Source organism: Exiguobacterium sp. s34, from assembly GCF_018617435.1.
In the GTDB taxonomy this organism is placed as follows: domain Bacteria; phylum Bacillota; class Bacilli; order Exiguobacteriales; family Exiguobacteriaceae; genus Exiguobacterium; species Exiguobacterium aestuarii.
The window spans coordinates 604,658-626,010 of record NZ_JACSKE010000001.1 but is presented as its reverse complement, the minus strand read 5'-3'; the positions used below and the strand labels follow the sequence as shown (position 1 = coordinate 626,010).

Annotated in this window: 25 protein-coding genes; 10 read left to right on the top strand and 15 right to left on the bottom strand. The window is 48.1% G+C overall.

All coding sequences use genetic code 11. The features are described 5' to 3' along the window. Positions 1-81: 81 nt before the first annotated feature. From kynB to KNO87_RS03080, 4 genes are all read right to left on the bottom strand, one after another. Complete coding sequence (gene kynB, locus KNO87_RS03095; RefSeq protein WP_214792549.1) at positions 82-702, bottom strand: arylformamidase; 621 nt, start codon at positions 700-702, stop codon at positions 82-84. Between the two features lie 15 nt (positions 703-717). After that, positions 718-1,557: a tryptophan 2,3-dioxygenase gene (gene kynA / locus KNO87_RS03090; protein ID WP_214792553.1), complete on the bottom strand. Its 840-nt coding sequence runs from the start codon at positions 1,555-1,557 to the stop codon at positions 718-720. Positions 1,558-1,569: 12 nt separating this feature from the next. Next, positions 1,570-2,844 carry a kynureninase gene (gene kynU, locus KNO87_RS03085; protein WP_214792556.1) on the bottom strand — a complete coding sequence of 425 codons (1,275 nt, stop codon included), beginning with the start codon at positions 2,842-2,844 and terminating at the stop codon, positions 1,570-1,572. A 140-nt stretch (positions 2,845-2,984) separates the two neighbouring features. Then, on the bottom strand, positions 2,985-4,499 hold the full coding sequence (locus KNO87_RS03080) for a glycine betaine uptake BCCT transporter (RefSeq protein ID WP_214785985.1): 1,515 nt from the start codon (positions 4,497-4,499) through the stop codon (positions 2,985-2,987). A gap of 134 nt (positions 4,500-4,633) precedes the next feature. Here KNO87_RS03080 and KNO87_RS03075 point away from each other — a divergent pair, with 134 nt between their 5' ends. Both KNO87_RS03075 and KNO87_RS03070 read left to right on the top strand, forming a co-directional pair. Next, the gene (locus tag KNO87_RS03075; protein WP_214792559.1) at positions 4,634-5,482 is read left to right on the top strand and encodes a Cof-type HAD-IIB family hydrolase; all 849 of its coding nucleotides are present in this window, start codon (positions 4,634-4,636) and stop codon (positions 5,480-5,482) included. A gap of 569 nt (positions 5,483-6,051) precedes the next feature. Next, a complete protein-coding gene (locus tag KNO87_RS03070; RefSeq protein ID WP_214785989.1) occupies positions 6,052-6,216 on the top strand; it encodes a hypothetical protein in 165 nt (54 codons plus the stop codon). Positions 6,217-6,233: 17 nt separating this feature from the next. Here KNO87_RS03070 and abc-f read toward each other — a convergent pair whose 3' ends face one another. Beyond that, complete coding sequence (abc-f, locus tag KNO87_RS03065; protein ID WP_214792562.1) at positions 6,234-8,078, bottom strand: ribosomal protection-like ABC-F family protein; 1,845 nt, start codon at positions 8,076-8,078, stop codon at positions 6,234-6,236. Positions 8,079-8,404: 326 nt separating this feature from the next. Here abc-f and KNO87_RS03060 point away from each other — a divergent pair, with 326 nt between their 5' ends. After that, on the top strand, positions 8,405-9,295 hold the full coding sequence (locus tag KNO87_RS03060; protein WP_214792564.1) for a DMT family transporter: 891 nt from the start codon (positions 8,405-8,407) through the stop codon (positions 9,293-9,295). Positions 9,296-9,348: 53 nt separating this feature from the next. Here the strand turns inward: KNO87_RS03060 and KNO87_RS03055 are convergent, their stop codons facing one another. From KNO87_RS03055 to KNO87_RS03040, 4 genes are all read right to left on the bottom strand, one after another. After that, positions 9,349-9,540 carry a hypothetical protein gene (locus tag KNO87_RS03055; RefSeq protein WP_214792567.1) on the bottom strand — a complete coding sequence of 64 codons (192 nt, stop codon included), beginning with the start codon at positions 9,538-9,540 and terminating at the stop codon, positions 9,349-9,351. A 13-nt stretch (positions 9,541-9,553) separates the two neighbouring features. Next, positions 9,554-10,459 (bottom strand): Gfo/Idh/MocA family protein, encoded by a 906-nt coding sequence (locus KNO87_RS03050; protein ID WP_214792570.1) that lies wholly within the window; start codon positions 10,457-10,459, stop codon positions 9,554-9,556. A 64-nt stretch (positions 10,460-10,523) separates the two neighbouring features. Next, positions 10,524-11,234 (bottom strand): anti-sigma factor, encoded by a 711-nt coding sequence (locus KNO87_RS03045; RefSeq protein ID WP_214792573.1) that lies wholly within the window; start codon positions 11,232-11,234, stop codon positions 10,524-10,526. Next, complete coding sequence (locus tag KNO87_RS03040) at positions 11,231-11,791, bottom strand: RNA polymerase sigma factor (protein WP_214694878.1); 561 nt, start codon at positions 11,789-11,791, stop codon at positions 11,231-11,233. The genes KNO87_RS03045 and KNO87_RS03040 overlap by 4 nt, the downstream gene beginning before the upstream one ends. A 398-nt stretch (positions 11,792-12,189) precedes the next feature. On the opposite strand from KNO87_RS03040, the gene KNO87_RS03035 reads away from it, so the two are divergent. Continuing rightward, on the top strand, positions 12,190-12,990 hold the full coding sequence (locus tag KNO87_RS03035; RefSeq protein ID WP_214792576.1) for an HAD family hydrolase: 801 nt from the start codon (positions 12,190-12,192) through the stop codon (positions 12,988-12,990). A 406-nt stretch (positions 12,991-13,396) separates the two neighbouring features. On the opposite strand, the gene KNO87_RS03025 is transcribed toward KNO87_RS03035, so the two are convergent. After that, complete coding sequence (locus tag KNO87_RS03025; RefSeq protein WP_214786007.1) at positions 13,397-13,612, bottom strand: zinc ribbon domain-containing protein; 216 nt, start codon at positions 13,610-13,612, stop codon at positions 13,397-13,399. Between the two features lie 123 nt (positions 13,613-13,735). On the opposite strand from KNO87_RS03025, the gene KNO87_RS03020 reads away from it, so the two are divergent. The 4 genes from KNO87_RS03020 (at position 13,736) to KNO87_RS03005 (ending at position 16,218) form a co-directional block, all read left to right on the top strand. Next, a complete protein-coding gene (locus KNO87_RS03020) occupies positions 13,736-13,969 on the top strand; it encodes a hypothetical protein (protein WP_214786009.1) in 234 nt (77 codons plus the stop codon). Then, positions 13,966-14,166: a hypothetical protein gene (locus KNO87_RS03015; RefSeq protein WP_214792582.1), complete on the top strand. Its 201-nt coding sequence runs from the start codon at positions 13,966-13,968 to the stop codon at positions 14,164-14,166. Before KNO87_RS03020 ends, KNO87_RS03015 begins: the two co-directional genes overlap by 4 nt. A 150-nt stretch (positions 14,167-14,316) precedes the next feature. Next, positions 14,317-15,777, top strand: coding sequence for a UDP-N-acetylmuramoyl-L-alanyl-D-glutamate--2,6-diaminopimelate ligase (locus tag KNO87_RS03010; protein WP_214792584.1), 1,461 nt, complete (start codon positions 14,317-14,319; stop codon positions 15,775-15,777). A 96-nt stretch (positions 15,778-15,873) separates the two neighbouring features. Continuing rightward, positions 15,874-16,218 carry a YflT domain-containing protein gene (locus KNO87_RS03005; protein WP_214792587.1) on the top strand — a complete coding sequence of 115 codons (345 nt, stop codon included), beginning with the start codon at positions 15,874-15,876 and terminating at the stop codon, positions 16,216-16,218. Positions 16,219-16,288: 70 nt separating this feature from the next. Here the strand turns inward: KNO87_RS03005 and KNO87_RS03000 are convergent, their stop codons facing one another. Next, entirely contained in the window at positions 16,289-17,281 is a 993-nt protein-coding gene (locus KNO87_RS03000) for an MDR family oxidoreductase (protein WP_214792590.1), read from the bottom strand. Positions 17,282-17,424: 143 nt separating this feature from the next. Here KNO87_RS03000 and KNO87_RS02995 point away from each other — a divergent pair, with 143 nt between their 5' ends. Continuing rightward, positions 17,425-17,847, top strand: a complete 423-nt coding sequence (locus KNO87_RS02995) for a hypothetical protein (protein ID WP_214786017.1) — start codon at positions 17,425-17,427, stop codon at positions 17,845-17,847. Between the two features lie 18 nt (positions 17,848-17,865). Here the strand turns inward: KNO87_RS02995 and KNO87_RS02990 are convergent, their stop codons facing one another. The 4 genes from KNO87_RS02990 to KNO87_RS02975 all read right to left on the bottom strand — a co-directional run bounded on the left by KNO87_RS02990 (position 17,866) and on the right by KNO87_RS02975 (position 20,292). Further along, positions 17,866-18,075, bottom strand: a complete 210-nt coding sequence (locus KNO87_RS02990; protein ID WP_214786019.1) for a hypothetical protein — start codon at positions 18,073-18,075, stop codon at positions 17,866-17,868. Positions 18,076-18,158: 83 nt separating this feature from the next. Beyond that, positions 18,159-18,866, bottom strand: a complete 708-nt coding sequence (locus KNO87_RS02985; protein ID WP_214792593.1) for an SDR family NAD(P)-dependent oxidoreductase — start codon at positions 18,864-18,866, stop codon at positions 18,159-18,161. Between the two features lie 11 nt (positions 18,867-18,877). Next, entirely contained in the window at positions 18,878-19,267 is a 390-nt protein-coding gene (locus KNO87_RS02980) for a GNAT family N-acetyltransferase (RefSeq protein ID WP_214792596.1), read from the bottom strand. Continuing rightward, complete coding sequence (locus KNO87_RS02975; RefSeq protein ID WP_214792599.1) at positions 19,264-20,292, bottom strand: serine hydrolase domain-containing protein; 1,029 nt, start codon at positions 20,290-20,292, stop codon at positions 19,264-19,266. Before KNO87_RS02975 ends, KNO87_RS02980 begins: the two co-directional genes overlap by 4 nt. Before the next feature lie 159 nt (positions 20,293-20,451). On the opposite strand from KNO87_RS02975, the gene KNO87_RS02970 reads away from it, so the two are divergent. Continuing rightward, entirely contained in the window at positions 20,452-21,351 is a 900-nt protein-coding gene (locus KNO87_RS02970; protein ID WP_214792601.1) for a GGDEF domain-containing protein, read from the top strand. The last annotated feature ends 2 nt before the right edge of the window (positions 21,352-21,353 follow it).

The following is a 21,353-nucleotide window of genomic DNA, read 5'->3' as shown; positions in this document are numbered from 1 at the left end:
GCTAATTCTCGAAACGTAAAGAGAATCAACGTCTTTTTAGACATACTGCAATCACTTTTTCGTACCAGTCCAAAAACTCGTTCACATAGGGCGAAGCAGTGCGCGAACGGGGCTTCCGTCGCCTTCGACAATCGGGAGAGGGACGGCGTTCAAGTCATAATCTCCCGGCAAGATGTCGTCTAGGACGAGCCCTTCTAATATATGGACGCCATTTCGTGCTAACGCATGATGGGCGCTCATCTCTTTGCTGTCAATCGCATCAACGGATGGCAAATCGAGTCCAATCAAGAAAATCCCTAGTTCCCCGAGGCGATCGGCAAGAGACGGCGTCAGTTCAGGAATCGTCTCTGGAAAGACGCGTTTATCTGGCCAACCATCTGTCTTCAAAATGAGACGTTCGACCCCGGTCAAGTCATGACCGTCCAAGTCAGAAGCTTCAATTTTAGACTTATGCGGCAGATGAATGACGCGTGCCGGACCAATATAGAGGGAAGGGTCGAGGTCGATGACGCGTTTTCCGTGATCATCGAAGTGGAAAGGTGCATCGATATGTGTTCCGACGTGTAAACTCATCGTCACTTTCCCGACATTGACCGAACCGCTCTGTGCCATCGGCCAAGCAATCTCGTACGAAAACTTCGTGTCTCCCGGCCATGTCGTCACGTCGGCATGAAGCGGTTGTGATACATCAATCCATGTCATTTCGTTCAGCTCCTCTTATAGTGATGTCCGGACCGTCCAAAGCTCAGGGAAGAAACGATGGTCAAGCACGCGGCGTAAGTAGTTCACGCCAGACGAACCGCCTGTCCCCATTTTCTGTCCGATGATTCGTTCCACAGTACTCATATGGTTGAAGCGCCACATCTGTTGCTGGCTACCGATATCGAGTAGCTTTTCACCTAGCTCATATAAGTCCCAATACGTCTCGACGTCTCGATAGACCTCGACCCACGCCTTCTCGACACTCTCGTTCCATTCCCAATCCTGTGTGACATCTCGTTCGAGCACGCTCGCATCAATCGACAGACCACGGCGATGCATTTCACGGACGGTCACATCATAAATGCTAGGGGCTTGAAGCGAGCCTTCGAGCAGTGGATACAGCTTTTCATCATGCGCATAAACACTGAGTGTGCGCGCGTTTTTAAAACCGAGCGCAAATTCGATTTGTCGGTTCTGGTAGGACTGAAAACCGGATGAAGAGCCGAGCTCGTCCCGGAACTCCAAATACTCTGCCGGAGTCAACGTCGCAAGGACGCCCCATGATTGGATCAGTTGCTGCTGAATCTTCGAGACACGGGCGAGCATCTTGAATGAGCGCTCGAGTTCCCCGTTCGTGATAGCGGTCGTGGCCGCCGTCAATTCATGCAAGATGAGCTTCATCCATAACTCACTCGTCTGATGGATGATGATAAACAACATCTCATCATGGTGGTCGGAAAGACGATGCTGACTCGACAAAATTGGGTCGAGCTGAAGGTAGTCACCGTACGACATGTCTTTTGAGAAGTCGGTTTGAATCGTTTTTTCCACTTTATGTTCCATACGTTCACTCATGTCGGTTCCCCCTTATGCGACCACTTCACGGACGTTCTCGAACGCCTCATATTCTTTGTCATCCATGATTTTCTTCAACGTTACAATCACGTCATACACATCGGTGAACGTGTTATACAGTGCGACCGGTGCGAGACGGATGATATTCGGTGCCCGGAAATCTGGGATGATATGATGTTTCTTCAATGCTTTACAGATGCGTGCCGCCTCTGGGTGCTCAAGGCTCAAATGGGCACCGCGTTGACGTGTGTCCGTCGGGCTGCCGATAAAGAATCCGTGTGGTGCCAGCATGTCTTCGATCAAATCCATCATATACGTCGTGAGTGCGAGCGATTTTTGACGAATCGCTTCCATTCCGACCTCATTAAACATCTCGAGGGCGCCAAGTTGCGGAGCGAGACTCATGACGTGTGGCGTCCCGATTTGGAATGCACCGGCATGCTCAGCCGGTGTCATCGTATGGTCCATATCAAACTGTTTGTCTTTGCGTGAACCGAACCATCCAGCGAGTCCCGGTGCCGTGCCGAAGTGACGTTCATGTACGAATAAACCGCCTACCGTTCCTGGACCACCGTTCAAATGTTTGTAGTTGCACCAGTAAGCGAAGTCGACACCCCATTCATGGAAGTCGTGAGGGATGGCGCCGACGGAGTGACAAGCATCGAATCCAATTAAAATATCGCGTTCGTGTGCCGCTTTCGCTAGGCGAGGCATATCTAAAATTTGACCACTCCGATACAGGACGGTCGGTAACACGATGAGCGCAATCTCGTCGGTCATTGCGGCAATCAAATCGTCCTCTACTAAGAAGCGCCCGTCCGGACTGTCCACTTGAACGAGATGTTCTGATGGGTCGAGCCCGCGTAGTTCGAGCTGACTCTTCAAAGCATAAATATCAGACGGGAAGGTGAGGGCGTCTGCCAAAATCTTCGTACGCTTGCCTTCTGGCTTAAAGAAAGAGGCGACGAGTTGATGCAAGTTCACCGTCGTCGAACCGGTGACCATAACTTCTTCCGGCTTTCCACCGATGAGCGGCGCATTCAGTTCGGCCAACTCTTCGGACAAGTTGAACCAAGGGTGACGCCCCGACATCCAACCGTCAATCCCGAATTCTTTCCAGTCTGCAAGCGATTCAAGGAGTGTGCGCTCGGCTCGTTTTGATAAGAGACCGAGTGAATTCCCATCCATATAAATCCCGTCTTCCGGTAAATAAAACTCTTTCCGATACGATGCGAGCGGGTCTTGTTTGTCTAGTTGTTGTGCGTAAGCACGTGTGAAATCTTTCATGTCCCCATTTTCCCCCTTTTAAAGCTGTGTACGTTGTCAAAATCGTAGCAATCGGACATAAGGAAGTCAATAAACAACGAGGTGGCGACGACTCAAACAAAAACCGCTCAAGCATGATCTTGAGCGGTGAAGAATGCGCCTTACTTTATTTTTCGTACATTCTCTTGTCGGAGTAACTTGAATAGTGTGAAGACCATCAAGAGAAGAATAATCGTAAAGGGCAAGGCAGAAATCAACGACGCAGTTTGAAGTCCTTCTAAGCCACTCGCAATCAATAGGACGGCAGCGATTCCTCCTAATAGAACACCCCAGGCGATTCGAACAGGGAGGGGAGGGTTTAGACTTCCGTTTGTCGTCATACTACTGATAATGTAGGTGGCGGAATCGGCCGACGTGATTAAGAACGTCAAAATTAATAGAATCGACAAGACGGACAGGATGAAACTGAACGGGAGCTCGGCAAACGTCACAAACAAAGCGCTCGTCACATCCGCATTGACGGCTTCGGCAATCGACGTCCCTTCGAATAAATCTAGATGTAGGGCAGTGCCGCCGAATACGGCAATCCATAAGAGTGCGATGAACGGAGGAACGATGAGGACACCGACGATGAATTCACGGATGGTCCGTCCTCGTGAGACACGTGCGACGAACGCTCCGACGAACGGTGACCAGGCGATGGCCCATGCCCAGTAAAAGATGGTCCAATCCTGTACCCATGTCCCTTGCTGATATGGTTGTAACCGAAGACTATAGCGAATGAAATTTTGTAAGTAGTCACCTAGCCCAAGGGTGAGGGTTTCTAAAATGAAGATGGTTGGACCGGCAAAGAAGACAAAGACCATCAAGACGAGGGCGGTCCCTAAATTGATATTACTCAACCATTTGATGCCACGATCGAGCCCAGTCGTCGTCGATGTTAAAAAGAGAGCAGTCAAGACGACGATGATGGCGACTTGCATCCAAGCGGTGTTTGGGAGCCCGAACACACTGTTTAGGCCACCGTTGATTTGAAGAACACCTAAACCAAGTGACGTCGCGACACCCATGACAGTGGCGATGACCGCTAAAATATCAATCGTCTGGTTCAATGGTTGTTTGTACGGTCGTTCTTTGATAAGCGGTGAGAGGCTAGTCGAGATGAGTCCATCCGCATTACGACGGAACTGGAAGTAGGCGATGATCAGTCCGACAATCGCAAAGACGGACCATTGACTGACACCCCAATGGAAGAACGAATAAGCCATCGCAAGACGTGCTCCCTCAACCGTCAGTGCTTCCGTATCCGCGTACGGTGGCGTAAAGAAATGACTCATCGGCTCGGCAACACCCCAAAAGACGAGTCCGACACCGAATCCAGCGGAGAATAACATGCCGATCCAGGTGAAGAACGGATATTGTGGACGATCGTCATCCTTTCCAAGACGGATTTTTCCGTATTTACTGAACGCTAAAAAGATTAAAAAGAGCACAAACAAGAAGACGGATAGTAAATAAAACCAACCGAATGAGCGAGTCGTAAAGTTGAAAATGGATCCTGCGATCGAAGCGAATGTCGTTGGAGCGATGGCTCCGAATAGAACGAGTAAGGCGATTAAACTTGCTGAGATGTAAAAGACGCGATTCAAACGTGGCTTTTGTGTAGAATCTTTCATAGATGTCTCCTTCCAAAAAAAAATTATGTAGCACTAATAAACGGTTCCCTAATCTCCACATTGCAAACAGGAAGCGCGTTTAATCGTGTTTTGTGGAGTTGAATCGGGAAAAGAAACAAAGAGGAGGGAATGCTATGAAATTGATTGCCATTGATTTAGATGGGACGCTGTTATCGCGCACCGGTGTGATTACAGAGGCGAACCAAGAAGCGATTCGTCGTCGGCAAGAGGGTGGCGATATCGTCGCGATTTGTTCAGGACGCTCCATCCATGATATCGAGGAGCTATTGAAGCGAAGTGACCTCGTCTGTCCGATTTTGTCAGGTAACGGAGCAATCGGCTTTTATGAGAACGAGCGAATTTACTATCATGCAATGGACCGAACAGTTGTAGATGAGTTATGGGAGATTGCGAAGGCGGACGATGCGTACGTCGAATTTTATACAAATGCGGGTGTGAAGGTGCTCCGTTCGGGAAGCGACTTACTAAAGCGGGAACTTGATGAAGTATTGCCGCATGATCAATCGTTCACCCGTGAATGGGCAGAACGTGAGATTGAGATTCAAAATGAGCAATTTGGTCTGACGTATATGGATTCGATGGAAGACATCGATTTTGCACGAGATGAGGTGTATAAGGTGTTTGTCTACTCGTTCGATCGCCAAAAGCTACATCGCTTGCGTAAAATCTATGAACCACGGAACGATATTTTAATTACGACGGCGGGGTGGACGAAAATTGAGATTGGACACCCACATGCGAGTAAAGGGGCAGCATTAAAACAGCTAGCGGAACATTATCAGATTTCGATGCGTGATGTCGTCGCAATCGGAGACAATTTGAACGATGTGTCGATGTTTGAAGTGGCAGAGACGAGGATTGCGATGGGGAATGCTGTGGACCCGCTAAAAGATTTGAGCACACATATTACAAAAGATGTGGAAGAGGACGGGGTCGCTTACGCCCTGACGCATTATGTGTAAACAGGATTATGGAGAAATCGTGAACGAGGGTTGAACCACGCCTAAAACGGATATTGTATACATGTAACCATTCACTTTCTGAAATGAGTCGGGGAACGGGTAGGCACTTTCGTCACCTGTAGCTGATGGCAGAAGGCGGATGGGAAAGTCCATGTGAACGTGAATCGTGTATTCCAAACGATGATGCGTCGGCCTCTGCTTGCCATCCGAGCAAGCATACCAGACAGACTGTTTGTATAAGGAATTCCACATGATCCGCGTCAGAAGTGGACATCATAGGTGCCAAGTCCTGCCGTGCCCATTCAATCAAAACGGTCTACGAGTCACTTGTTCGATTTCATTTCGTTTGATGGAAGACGACTAGTGAGCCAATAGACAACGAACCGATTCGAATGATGCGTCACGCTGGCTTGGACATCTCTAGTCGAACCAAATCATAGATGGGACGGTCAATCGAGCGGGGCTTGGTTGGATGAAAGTCCGGGGACTAGAGAATCAAGAAAAGCGCCGAGTGAGGGCGCTTTTCTTGTGGTATCCTATGGGAGGAATGCAATCGATGGAGGGATGACATGCCAAAGCTATATTGGTTCGGGACGTTCCTTAGTGGAATGATTCTATTGACGACGGGAACGATGGAAGGTCTTTACCGTCTCCTCCCGATCGGGCTGATGGCCATCGCGGTCATCGGCTATCTCATACAGACTCGATTCGAGCAAAAGAAGCGGCGCCCTTGATTGGGTGCCGCTTCTCTTTATAGGGATTCGAGTAAACGTGTCATCACGTCATCGATTTCTATTTGCAGTGCATCGACTTGTTGCTGTAGCACCATCAACTCATCAAGGTCGTTCAATTCGTTCATCTGCTCAAGCAATGCCTGATGTTCCGCCTCTAATTGAGTCAAATGAGCTTCTTCGTTCATTTTAGATGAAGCAGATGTCGTCTGCTTCACTGATTTGGATGGTTTGACGGGTTCCGCTTTCGATTCCTCTTTTGGTTCTTGTCCCCGTTTTTCGAGGGCATAGGCGACGTTGCCTTCAAATCGTGTCGTCGTCCCGTCAAGCCAATACGTGATCGGGAACAGCTTATTTAAGAAGTAACGATCGTGGGAGACGGTGACGACCGTTCCAGGGAATCGTTCGAGCGCTTCTTCAAGCGCCTCTCTCGATTCGATATCGAGGTGGTTCGTCGGCTCGTCTAGGACGAGGACATTGATTTCTTCATGGACGAGGATGGCGAGCATAAGTCGCATCTTCTCACCACCGCTCAAATTTGAGACAGGTTTAAACACGCTCGGTCCGTAGAACAAAAACTGGGCGAGGAGGTGTCTCGCTTTTCCTTCATCGACTGCAATCCGGTCTCGGAATGCTTCGATCAACCGATGTGATTCATCGAACGTGATATGTTGCGACAAATAACCGATTTTGGCTTGGTCGGCGCGCCTTACGGTTCCGGTTTGCGGCATGACTTCACCGAGTAACATCTTCAAAAGTGAAGATTTCCCACTCCCGTTCGGTCCGACGATGGCGACACGTTCCCCATGCCCTGTATAAAAGTGCACGTCTTCAAATAAGGGACGGTCATAGACGAGTGTCACATCACTCACTTCGAAGACGTCACGTCCGGTCCGACCGTTCGTCGTGAAGTGGATGTTCGGTTGGTCGGCTTCGAGTTGTGGTTTCTTGATTCGTTCAATCCGTTCGAGTGCCTTTTCCATCGATTTGGCGCGACGATAAAATTTTTCGTTCGGTGGATGACCTTCGTTGGCCCATTGGCGCAATTGCCGAATCGTTTCTTTCATCTTTTTAATCTTCTTTTGTTGCTCGGTATACGCATGGAACTGGTCGAGTAGCTGTTTTTCTTTTTGTGCGACGAAATCCGTAAAATTGCCAGGATAACTCGTCAATTCCCCGTCTTCACATTCGACGATTCGCGTAGCAACCGCATCTAAGAAGACTCGGTCATGAGAGACGATGAGGAGCGCAGAGGCGTAATCCTGTAAATAGGATTCGAGCCACGTCATCGCTTCTAAATCCAAATGGTTCGTTGGTTCATCTAAAATGAGTAGCTCCGGCTCTTGAAGAAGCGCCAAGGCGAGACCGATTTTCGTTCGTTCCCCACCGCTCAACGTATCGAACGGTTGGTCCACGAATGAGGTCAGCTTTAGCCCGTCGATCATCGCACTGATTTTTGATTCGTAGACGTATCCGCCCGCATGTTCGAATTGTGCTTGGACGGTACCATACGATTCGAGAAGACGTTCGAGTTGTTCAGACGTCGCCATCTCCTGCTCGAGACGAGACATCTTCTCGCGAAGACGAAGCACGCCCTCGAAGGCAGTAAGGAGCACGTCGCGTCCGCTATGACCGGGATAGTCGGGAAGTTGGACTAAATAGCCGATGGAGAGTCGCTGCCGACGGTAAATTGTGCCGGCATCATGCTCTTCAGAGCCGACAATCATGCGTAACAGCGTCGTTTTGCCACTTCCGTTTCTGCCGACGAGCCCGACTCGTTCATGTTCGTTTATCAATAAATTCGCATCTGTGAGAACGGCGTGACCGCCATATTGTTTTTGAATGTGTTGAAGATCAATCAACATAATAGGTTCCTCCTAAGTTAGGGCCTATCAAAAAAACCGAGCGCAAAGAAGCGCTCGGTTTAGAGAGAGAGGCGCTTTGTCGTATATTCAGCAATGTCTAAAAAAGGACAGACGGGTCCCTTGATTAAGCGACATCGTGAAAAATCGCACGCAAAATGTACAAATGTTCAGTTGTCCAATGCGTACGTCCGACAAATTTCACCTTTCTCCCTCCTTTCCATTTATCTATGTCTTGATTGTAAGCGTTTTTCATACAGCTGACAACGAAAATAGAGGAAATCGAAGCGATGACGTCGTATATAGTCGCCATTGAGGGGGACGAGAGCATGAGGAAAGAATGGTTAGGGGCACTCAGTTTAACACTTGCGGCGAGTATATGGGGCGGGATGTATGTGGTCAGTAAGTATGCGCTCGCCTATATCGAACCGTTCACGTTCGTCTGGTTACGATATGCGGTCGCATTTACCGTGTTATTCGTTGTCTGGCTTCGGTTTGGACGGGAATCGATTCGGCGGACGGATTGGAAATGGATCGGACTCGTCGGTGTCATCGGGTATGTCGCCTCGATTTCGTTTCAATTTATCGGGACGAAGCTATCGGATGCGCATACCGGATCTCTCGTGACCGCAGCGACGCCGGCGTTCATGGTCTTATTCGCTCGAATTTTGTTGAAGGAACGATTGACCCCAGTCAAAATCGGGGCGCTCGGACTGGCGACGGTCGGTGTTCTCATTGTGGTTGGTTGGGAAGGGGAAGGGACGTATCGCTTAGGTAGTTTTATACTCGTATTAGCCGCCGTGACGTGGGCGCTCATGTCTATCTATGTAAAAATCGGAACACAGACTTTATCGACGTTGACGCTCACGACGTTTGCGATTGGAGTCGCCTGGTTGTTGATGACCCCTTTGATGAGTATGGAGGTCATGCAAAACGGCTTTCCGGAATTGAATGGTGTTCTTTGGCTCAGTGTCCTGTATATCGGTATCGTATCGACGGCAGGGGCGTTCTTCTTTTGGAACAAAGGACTTGAGTTGATGGATGCGAGTGTCGGGTCACTCTTTTTCTTCTTTCAACCATTGGTCGGAGGGACGCTCGGATGGCTCATCTTGAATGAGACGCTTCATCTGAATTTCTTTATTGGTGCCGGTTGTATCATGACGGCCGTGACGTGGTCGACGCTCGCGGAACGACGACAACAGTTGTCGGTTTCAGAATGAAATCTTTGACCACGAAACGGTCGCCCTCATGTTGAGAGGGCGACCGTTTTTGATTAAAAACCGCGATGCTCGAGCTTGTCTTGTTCGCGTTTCATTTCGAGTTGGAGACGTTGGATGGCAAGTTTCTCTTCCTCAATTTTCAAACGACGTTCTTCGACACGGGCTTCTCTCGTTTTAATAATCGTGTTGGCACCGACCGACGAAACGACGATCACCATGACCATAATGTAGAAAAAGAAATCCATATGTAGCCCTCCTCTATTTGATTAGATTTGTGACAAGTCGCTGTGTCTCGAGGGCGACACGACCGTCTGTTTGAATCGGCGTATCATCGATGAGCGCAGAAAGGAAGTGGTCGATTGCCCCTTGGAATCCTCGCTGGGTGAGTGTCGTGTCCCACGATCCAAATGTTTCGACTTCATGTCGTCCATCTTTGAAGCGATGTAACGAGATCATCTCATCCACAGACAATCGCTCTCCGTCACGAACGATGGAGACGTGCTCATGGTTCGCGCTGGCCGAGCGATGCATCGATGTCGTGTGCATCCCATGCTCATCTTGCCAAACGTGGCGGGCGAAGCGGAGTTCCTGTTTGGCATTGACCTCGACTTGACCAGAAACAAGTCGAAGCTCGTTTCCGGCGAGGAAGCGTAACGTATCGACGACATGTAGATAGTCGTCAAGTAGCGTGAACGTCGCATCATGAGGACCGATGCCGTCCTCTCGATGTTTCACCACATCAATCATATGCGCAGGTGACTCCTGTTGGAGACGTTTGTACATCGGGGCGAAGCGTCGATTGAATCCGACCATCAACTTGCGACCGAGCCGTTCGGCTTGCTCGACGAGTTGTTCCGCCTCATCCAATGTTGCGGCGAGTGGCTTATCGACATACACGTCGATGCCGCGCTCTAGTAAATACGAGACGACGTCATAATGGGTTTCAGTCGAACTATGTACGAAGGCCGCATCGACCGATGAGGCGAGTTCACTTAGCGTATCGAACGAGGTCATCCGATACGTTTGGCAAATCTTTTCCCGTTTCGATTTATTCGGAGAAAAGGCACCGATCACGTCAATACGTGGGTGGTTCGCGAGGATCGGTATATACGCTTTTTGGGCAATGTTTCCGAGTCCGACGATCCCGATTTTAGGTTTTTGCATCCTATTCACTCCTTTGGTTCATCATAACAAAAAAACCGGACGGCAGATGCGTCCGGTTAGGGAATTATAAACTCGCACTTAAGACGATTTCACCTTGTGGTGTCTCATTGCCGCGATTCGGTTCTTTCGTGACGGCGACCGTATCCCAGTCGACGTCGACTTCATCCGAGTCGAGCGTATAGATAACCGTTCCGTTGCCTTTATCGTCTGTGACAAAAGCACCGGTCGGGATTGGGGCGTTATCTTTTAACAGCCACACTTGATACACTTCATTGTCGTCGAGCGAGGATAAACCGTTTGTTTGGACAATCAATTGAGTCGTACCATCTTGTTCTGCAAGATAAGCAGTCCCTTCAGATTCACCCTCCAATCGAATCGTTTCAGTCAGTGCGATGCCAGGTGAATCGGGTTGATTAGTGAGCAAATACCCGTTTCCAATTAAAGAGAGAAGGAGCGCTGCCGCGAGTGTGACCATTCCCCAGACAGGTACTTTCCGTTCTCGTTTTGTTTTGAAAGGTGTGACAGGTGGAACGGAATCAGATGTCACAGGTTCATTGTCTTCTTCTTCGAATACACGATCGAGGACACGTGCTTTCATGCCTCGGGGTGGTTCAATCGGAGTAGACAAGAACGCGACGCCACCGACGAGTGCTTCGAGTTGTTCGAGCTCTTCTTGACAGTCTTTGCACGAAGCCAGATGTTGTTCAAATTTCGCTCGCTCATCTTCTGATAGATGTTGGTTGAAATAGTCAATCAATTGGTCGCATGCGTTCATTGTTCTACCTCCTTTCCGATGAATTCATGGGATAACTGTTTCCTCAGTTGCTTCAGCGCCAGTCTAATCCTTCCTTTCACTGTACCAAGCGGGATGCCACACGCGTCAGCGATCTTTTGCTGACTTAACCCTTGGAAGTACATGAGTCGGACGACTTGCTGTTGTTCGGCCGGAAGTGTCGCCATGGCCGTCTCGATTTGAGCGCGTTCTTCTTGCCATTCCACTTCTTTTTCAACGGATGGTGAGTCAGAAGGGATAGCCTCGGCGTAAGATTCATCTAATTGTAAATCAGGTTTACGCTTTCGAATCAAGTCGATGGCCACGTGGCGGCTCATCGTAAAGAGCCAAGACCTGAATTTGCCTTTCGAGTCATCATAGACGCCACCGCCGCGCCACAACTTGATAAATACTTCTTGCATGGCTTCTTCGGCTAAATCGCGATCCTTTGTCAGCTGTAGAACAAAGGCGTATAAAATTCGCTCATACCGATCATACAATATTTCGAGCGCTTCTTTGTCCTTTTGTCGGACACGCTCGTATAATTCTAAGTCAGTCATAACATACTCCTTTGCGCAGAAGGGATGTCCCTTGTATTGATCTAACGGACAAAATAGAAAAATGGATGACTATTTTGTGTGACTATTTATTGAACATGTTGATGATTGGCTTGGAAGTCTCGTATAAATGAACAATCGTAATTTCTCTAAAAAGGTATAGGTGATGGCGCTCAGTCCTACCGCTGTCACGAGCATCAATCCGATAGCAATCAAGGGAGAACTGACCGTTATCCAAAAGAAATAGGATCGAATGCCGAGTAGAAAAGCGAAAACAATGAAAAATCCTGTAATCAGGCTACTCACTTGGCAATATACTTGAAAGATACGTTGAATCATAAGATGCCTCCTCTGTTTCATTGTACTATAGGAGAAAGAGAAAACGATAAGGAGACGATACGATGAAGCGATTTACGAATGAAGGAAACATACTCATTTGTTTTGACTTTGATGAGACTTATTTTCCTCATGCATGTACGCCAGCTCAATTGGCATCCGTGCGTCGTCTTGAAGATTTTCTAGAGCGACATTCCTCCAAATTTTCGACAATGTGGGTGACAGGAAGCTCTCTGGCGTCATTACATGAAAAAGTAAAACGGGCGAATCTTCGCTTTTGGCCACATCGAATTGCTTCGAGTCTTGGGACGGAGCTCTATCGAATCGGTTCGGACGGGACGTTTGTTGAAGATAGGATGTATCAACAGTCGTTCCCGAGCGATTTTGTGTCTCGAGTGGAACGTATCGTGTCACAAGTCGAACAAATGAGGATCGGTCTGGAAGAACAGCCAGGGAATGGGACAAGTCCTTGGATTCGGAGTTATTACATACGTCATCAACAATGGAAATGGAGAGAAGGCGTCCAAGTGCTAGCTGATGAAGAGGGCATTGCTGTCAATATTAGTCGATGCAATCCGAAAGCGGGTGACCCTGCTGATGCATTCGATGTCGATTTTTATCCGAAGCATGCGGGGAAAGTATCAAGCCTAGAATATGTATACGCCACTGCTTCCTTTTTACGAGAAGATACGTACGCTTTTGGTGACAGTGGGAACGACATTGGCATGTTGAAACATGTGGGGAACGGATATTTAGTGAACAATGCAACCGAACAAGCAAAACGAATGTATTCAAAGGTGACAACAAAATCTTATGCGGAAGGTATTTTAGATGTGCTAGAAACGGATGTTTCTTCTTTCATATGATGCAAAATTTGTTCTAACGAACGCATAAGGGTTGCACGCACTGTTTCTGTATGAGGTTCGAAGTTGAGGCGTTGTTGCCAGACGCGACAAAATAAGTCGGTTAAAGCCGCCTCAGCAGTCGCGGGATGATGATTTAAATGGAGCGCGTATCGATAGAGTAGATTTTCATAGCGAGCATATAAATGTTCTAAGGCTTGTCGATTCTTTAAACAGATTTGATCGATCAGGCGCTCGTCGAGTGTAGGAAGCATATGCAACTCCTTTCGCATGGAATGAGGATTCAACAGTAAAAAAGAATAAGGAACTTTACTTGGATAAAGCATCCTTTTTCTTATTTCACTAATTTGAGGTCATTCAAACAAAAGGATGTGAAAAACGGCAAACGAATATGCAACTACTTACCCATTCAAAACGTGTGATAGCAATTCGGACAAGTCTGTGCATCTCCTGGAGCACGTTTAAACGACGTTTTGCACTTCGGACAAGTGACGGTCTCACTCTGTTGATTAAACAAACTGCCACGGTTGAATAGAATATTGCGAAGGTTCGGTAACGCGAGTGCGGCGAAAATCATCGCGCCGAATAAAAAGACCGCTAAAATCAGTAACAAAACATAGGTCATGGTCTTCTTTCCTTTCTTGTTGAATTTCCTTCATCATAATCGAAATTTGAGTAAGCGAACAGCTTATCCATAGAAACAAGAACAAATGTTCTGTATAATGGAGTTAAAGGAGGGGAAAGCAGGATGAGAGAAGAATTGTTACGATGGATGCGTTCGGGTCTGGTCACGGAGATGGTATATGTGGATCGACATGGGGCGTTTTCAAAACGGCGGGTCAAATTGATTAAAATGCAAGGGGAACATGTCGTGGCGTGGGATTTGAATAAACGGGCTAGACGAACGTTTCGAATCGAACAAGTTCTTGCCTGTCTTCCTATCAACGAACGAGTGAGAAAGCGGAAGGTGGAGATTGGATGATTGCCTTACCGAAATTAGCTGCACCAGCCCGAAGAGCTCTGGCGTCAAAAGGAATCGAGTCCTTAAATCGACTGTGTCACTATACGCGTCATGAGGTGGAAAATTGGCACGGAATCGGACCGAATGCCATCAACATCCTACAAATGGAGTTAACCAAACATCATCTCGCATTCAAAGAAGAGGAACCTAGTACGTGAAAGTGACGTCTAGGTTTTTTTCGTGAAGTGATTGCTTTTCATTGAAAACGGGAAGTAATATATTTGTCATCTCAATTGCCGTTAAAATCTAGTAACATGACGATAAGGTTTATACACCTAGCGACACCCATGAGAAAGGACGTACACAGCATGAGAACGAAACGTTTATCCGCCATTTTACAAAATGAGATGGATGACATGAAGCTTGATCCATGGGTGACCGGAGTCGAAACAGACTCCAGGAAGGTCAGTTCAGGGAATGTCTTTATTTGCATTCGCGGCTACACGGTCGATGGACACAAGTTTGCGGAAGACGCCGTGGCCAATGGTGCGAGTGCGGTCATCTCAGAATATCCACTCGATCTCGATGTACCGAATGTGGTTGTTGCCGATACGAAGCAGACGGCAGGAGCGGTTGCGAGTGTTTTTTATGACCATCCGTCTCATCGGATGCGCATATATGGTGTGACAGGAACGAATGGAAAAACAACAACAGCGACACTGACATACGATTTATTACGTCTTTCAGGACAACGCGCCGGAATCGTCAGTACGATTGGCGCTCGTTTTCTTAATCAGACGATTGAAACGGCCAATACGACTCCGGAAGCCGTCGTCTTACATCGTATTTTAGCGGATATGGTCGATGCTGGTGTCACGGATTGTGTGCTTGAAGTGTCATCACATGCGTTGATGGAAGGCCGCGTGGCCGGAATCCATTTTCATGCAGCCGCCTTTACAAACTTGACGCATGATCATTTAGACTACCATCGTTCGATGGATGAATATGCCCGGGCGAAGGCGCGATTGTTTGAACAGGTAGAAGTGACGAATGGTGATGCGATCGTGTTAAATGCGGAAGACCAGGCTAGCCGAGTGATGGCTGAGTTTGCACCGACGCGCCGAGCCATTATGTATAGCACGAGAGAAGAAGTAGAAGCCGATATTCAAGTCATTTGGCGAGAGGATACGGTTCTTGTTCATATGAAAGAATTTAAGCTAGAAGTACCCGTGCGATTTATGGGTTCGTTCAATGCGGCGAATTTGGCAGCAGCGATTGGACTCGTCTCGACTTCTGATATGGCGCTTCGAAAGATTGTCTTGAATGTACCAGGACTGACGTTACCAAAAGGACGTCTTGAGCGCCTCGACACAGAGGATGCCGAAATCTATATCGATTATGCCCACACCCCAGACGGTTTAGAGAAGTGTTTGTCCACGTTACAACAAGACGATGGGTCTCTCGTCGTCGTCTTAAGTGCGGCAGGAGACCGGGACCCGACGAAGCGTCAAGATATGGGGCGCATCGCGAGTCAATATTCGAACGAGATCATCGTCACCGTACATGACGTCCGTATGGAGAACCCGAAACAAATCGTTGATGATTTAGTAAAAGGACTTCAGCCGAACGTGAATTACGTGACGTTTGAAGCGAGAGAAGATGCGCTTCGCCATGCCGCGATGCAAGCATTAAAAGGGAAGCGAGTCGTTGTCGTCGGTAAAGGACATGACCACGTCGAGCGAATCGGTCGACATTCGATTCCATTCAATGAATCAACTATTCTATTGGAAGAATTGAAAAAACAAAAAGGGCAGGAACCTGCCGTTTAACAAAACGATGACGTTTGTCATCGTTTTTTAATGTGTGAAGAGCATCAAGGAAGGTAATACATACTAGTGTAGTAGAATTGAAGGAGGAAAATAGACATGTCAGTTTTGTACAAAGAATTTACAAATGATGAAGAAGTCGTTACCGCCGTTCAATCAATGAAATCAAATGGGGTAGATGAGTCGAACATTTACGTCATCACACATGACGATGACCGGAGTAAGCGCGTTGCAGACAATGCGGATGCGAACACGGTTTCGGCAAGCGATGTCGGCTTGGGGACAGCCGCTAAAAACGTGTTCCGGAAAAAGGGGGACGAACTTCGCGCAGAGTTCCAGGAACTTGGCTTCACGAAAGACGAATCGGAACGTTTAGAAGAAAAGTTAGATCAAGGAAAAGTGCTCGTCGTTGTGAAAGATGCACCGGCCGGCTTTACCATCTAATTCCACACCATGGAGAATAGAGAGAAAAAGAGGCTGAATCGCCAGAGCGATTCAGCCTCTTTTGATGTGGTTAGCGTAAACGGACAACGGTGCGACCGCTCAACTCGCCGCGCATCATCGCCTCTGCGTGACGTGGGACATCGTGTAACGGAATCTCATGGATCATGTCGTTCAACACTTTCGGATCGATGAGTTCTTCAAGGCGTTCCCATGCGTTCGTACGGCGTGTCATCGGCTGCATGACCGAATCGATTCCAATCAGTTTCACCCCGCGTAGGATGAACGGATAGACGCTCGTCGGTAAATCTGCTCCTCCGACGAGACCGCATGCGGCGACCGCACCCTCGTAACGTGTTTGGCTTAAAATGTTGGCGAGGGTATTCCCGCCGACCGAATCGATGGCGGCATCAAAACGTTGTTTCGCCAGTGGACGAACCGGTCCTTCTAATTCGCTTCGGTCGATGATGGTCTCGACACCGAGTGAACGTAAGTAAGGTGAATCTGTTTTACCAGTAGAGGCGACGACGTGATAGCCAAGACGGCGAAGCAACGTGATGGCGAAGCTCCCAACTCCACCCGTCGCGCCTGTGACAAGCACTTCTTCACCCGGACGAACACCGGCATGCTCGAGTGCGTCAATGGACAACATGGCGGTGAGTCCTGGCGTTCCGATTGCGATGGCGTCCCTCATATTCATCCCTTTTGGTAATTTGACGAGCCAGTTACCAGGCACTTGGGCGTATTGACTGAAACCGCCGAAATGACGCTCTCCGATTCCGAAACCAGTGGCGATGACCTCATCGCCGACTTTGATGTCGAGATGGTCCGATTCGACGACGGTGCCTACGAATTCACAACCTGGAATGAACGGGTAATGGCTCACGATTTTACCTGATGACGTTAATCCGAGTGCGTCTTTATAATTCAATGCGGAGTAGTGAACTTCCACCAAGACGTTCCCATCCTCTTCTTTTGGAAGCACGTCAGCTTTTACTTCTTTCACTTCGGCATGAAGGTGTTCATCGTGCTGGTCGAGCACGAGTGCTTGGAATGACTCATTCATCTGCATAACCTCTTTTCCTATGGATGTTCTCACTCTAAGACTCTTTCCCGTACAAAATAAAATATATGCACGAATCTTTAGGGGGAATCGGGTAGAGAGTGGTACAATAGAGGGGATTCAAATTGCGTAAGGAGGAATGTAGTATGCGGCACGATGACTATGAGTTTGACGATGTAGAAGTAGAAGAAGGCGAATTGTTCAACGTATACGATATTCTCCCGCCAGACGGAACAATCCTCGAGATGGCAACCGCTGAAGAAATGGTTCGGGCGGCCGAATTAGAAGCGAAACACCATGCGCTTCAACGACTTCAGGACTCAAACTTCCAGCTATCAGGTGTTTCGTTTAAAGAACTCCTGACAGAATTTGAACGGTTTGAGCAAGAGTCAATGGAGTTTTGGACAGGGGTATATAACCGGTTACGCATTCCTTGGGCGTGGACGATTCGAATCGATGTGGCCAATGGACCGATTCACGTCGTGAATGATCGCGATATTTTTATCGACGAAGATGACTTTGAAGAATATGATGTCGACGATTTATTAGATGAATACGAAGAAGACTGAATCAAAAACGTCTTTCCCTCATTCAGATGGGAAAGACGTTTTTTTGTCGTGAAACAGGTCGCTACGTACTCGGGCAAGCTCAGTTGCTCCGAAAAACAGTCCGACACTACACAATAGTGCGACCCCGCTCACCATCGCCCCGACGACAGCGGTATCCCCAATCATCGTGAACGACATCGTTAAACTGAACAAGCCAAATAACAGTAATCCTCCGGCAATGGTCTTCATCATGATCCACCCTTTCACATGTCTATGAAAGTAGTGTAGACGGTTTACCGGCAGTAGGGTGGTTTTATTTTTGACCAGGTAAATTATTTGATTAAGTCATAAATCGAATACGTCTTGCCATTTTCAAGGGGACGGTCAATCAACTGTTCGGCGAATACACGCGCGACCGTCTCGGGAGAACGGAGGCGTCCTTCTGTTTCGTATGAACGGAACTGTTCGAGGTCCGCGAACGCCTCTTCCGAAGAAGAACGAATTTCCGCTTGCATCGACGTATCCATCACACCGGGATTAAAGAGCGCCGCGCGATGCGGTGTACCGTCGAGTTCAAGTGCCAGCGTTTCCGTGAAATGGTCGAGTCCAGCTTTCGTACCACAGTACGCGCTCCAACCTGAAATCGGACGTTTGGCCGCACCAGACGTCACATGAATCAACTCGGTCGGTTTGTTAAAAGAGAGGACCGCATTCGCTAACAGCATCGGCGCGAGTAAGTTGGCGTAAACATGCGCCGTCACTTTCGTCCCATCCAACTGTCCGACACGATGAATCGGTTCGATCCATGCTGCATTTTGAACGAGAAGGATTGAATCGGCACTCTCGAATAGCGGAGTGATTTCTTCGATGGCTGTCTCGATTCCTGAGACGTTTGAGAGATCCACAGAACGTTGTTCGAACGTGACGTCTTCTGCCTGTGAGCGTGAGAGTCCGACAACTTCGTAACCTCGAGATTGTAGTTCTTGGGCGATGGCACGACCGAGACCACGCGATGCCCCAGTGACGAGAGCGAGTTTCATATATATTCCTCCTATTCGTGAATGGTTTTCCGAAACCCGTAAAACGGACGGAATCGTAGTTTTTCATAATATGTGTGAGAAGCTTGGCTCGCCAGCATTTCAAGACGCGTTTCGGGGTATAGCGCATGGACATGTTGGAGAATCTGTTCACCAAGACCACGTTTTCGATAGGCAGAAGCGACCAATAGTTCACACACATATAGACTGACTGTCGTATCGGTCAATCCACGCAAATAAGCGATAATCTCCCCATGATCAGACTCCATGACGTAGGTGACGTTCGATTGACGCCACGCTTCACGGGTCAATTCATGTCGTTCAACGAGCTGAGTCCAACCCTCATCACGATTGAGTCGCTGGATGTGTTCAAAATCTTGTGAGACATATGGACGGACCTTCATTCGAATTTCTCTCCAATCTGTGTTTCGATTTGCTTCATCACGTCGAACGCGCCATCGGACTGATTGGCACATACGACAGAAATGATATCGGTTTCCGGATAGTAACCGGAATGAAAACTGACACCCGGGTCATATCCCATTACATGATATTTAAAGATATCCCCTGTCGCATGATGCTGAATCCAAAGTCCATATCCATAGCTCCCACCTCGGTCATTGACGGTGACGTGTGGCGTGAGGAGGCGAGCCGTGGAAGACGCATCAAGAAGTTGATGTGAAAGCAATGCCTGCCAAAATCGGGTCATGTCTTGAACGGTCACAAAAGCCCCACCGTCTGCTCCGCCCTTAATTGGAATCGCATATTGATTCGTACGCCATGAACCATCCGAGTGATCGATATAGCCTAGCGCTGTCTTGGAGGGTAAGGCATCGAGCGAGAAATATCCGGAAGATTTCATGTTAGCAGGTTGAAAAATCGACTGTTCGATATAGTCGGTGAAGCGTTGTCCGGTCACTTCTTCGACAATCAACCCTAACAAGATATACCCGGCATTGTTGTAGGAGAATCGAGAACCTGGTTTATCCTTCATCGCTTTTTGTTGAAATAGCGGTAAAAAATCTCGTAGTTGTTGAAGACGATACATCGGAACATCACGCCACAACGCTTCGAAGTCGTCAGAGACGGACTCATCAAAATAGTCAGGGATGCCTGACGTATGCGTCAACAGCTGATGCACCGTGACTTGGGACGAAATGTAAGGCAAGTCGAGTGTCTGAAAGGACTCAAGTGAAGTTGAAAAAGAGAGTCGACCTCGTTCGACTAACTGACAAATGGCGATTGCCGTGAACAGTTTACAGCCAGAAGCAATCCCGAACCTTGTCGTCACATCATGTTGAATCTGTTCGGAACGATTGGCGTAGCCAAAGGATTGATGAATGGACGTGTCTAAGCTCGTGACGGAATAGACGCCAGAGAACGTTTTGTCTACTGGTACATGTGTAAAGTTTTGCAAAAGAACCTCCATAGTGTGAGTCATCAAGTACTTCGACTATATCATGTACCTCGAGATCATCCATAAATTTACTCAATATTCAAAAAAACATTTACCAAATAACAGGAATTGAGACGGGTGTCTGACCTCGAACGTGGTACGATATGGGCGAATAGAGAGGAAGTGTGTTCAATGACGTTATTCTTTTTAGGGATACTCGTTGGATGTTTGATTGCTTTGTGGCTACATAAGCGTCAACGGCCACATCCACAGACGCTTTCGTTCATGCATTTCGGGAACCAAACGAAAGATGTCATCTATATTTTTGAAACGAAACCGATGTGGCGTTTTCGGTATATCAGTCCTTCCTTAGATTTATATTTGGGGGAAGGGACGGTCATGCGTAGTTATTCAGATGCGCAGGAATGTTTCCGCAGAATCCATCCGGACGACCGACGGCTGTTGCTAGACAAAGTGATGGGGCGTGTCGACTATGAAGAGGCGATCCTTCAACGGTGGCGTACGAATGAAGGCACTTATGTATGGTTTGAAGAGTATACGACTCCGATTTATGAAGACGGTCAGATTGTGGCGGTGCAAGGTGTGATTCGAAACATCGAGGCGGCCATGACCGAGCGTGAGCGTCTGCTGTATGAGAGTCGGCATGACAGTTTGACCGGTGTCTTCAATCGTCGGGCGTTTGAAGAGACAATTGGTCAAGCGGAAGGAGTGACCGACGTTGGGATCATCGTACTCGATGTGAATGATTTAAAAATCGTGAACGATGAGGAAGGGCACTCTGCTGGTGATTGTTTATTGAAGCGTGTCGGTAGCCTCCTTCAAACCATCGAGTCCTCTGTCTATCGGATTGGAGGAGATGAGTTCGTCTTGTTTCTTCAGATGATGTCGGAAGAGGCGTGCAAGAAGATGGTCTGTAAAATCGAAACGACATGCCGAGAAGAGGGAATCTCAGTTGCCATCGGGTTGGCCTGGTCAGCTTACCCAGAATCGATTGAAGTACTCTGGCAAGCAGCAGATGATGCGATGTATGAACAGAAGCAGCAACAAAAAAGAGATCTTCTTGACGTCTAGTC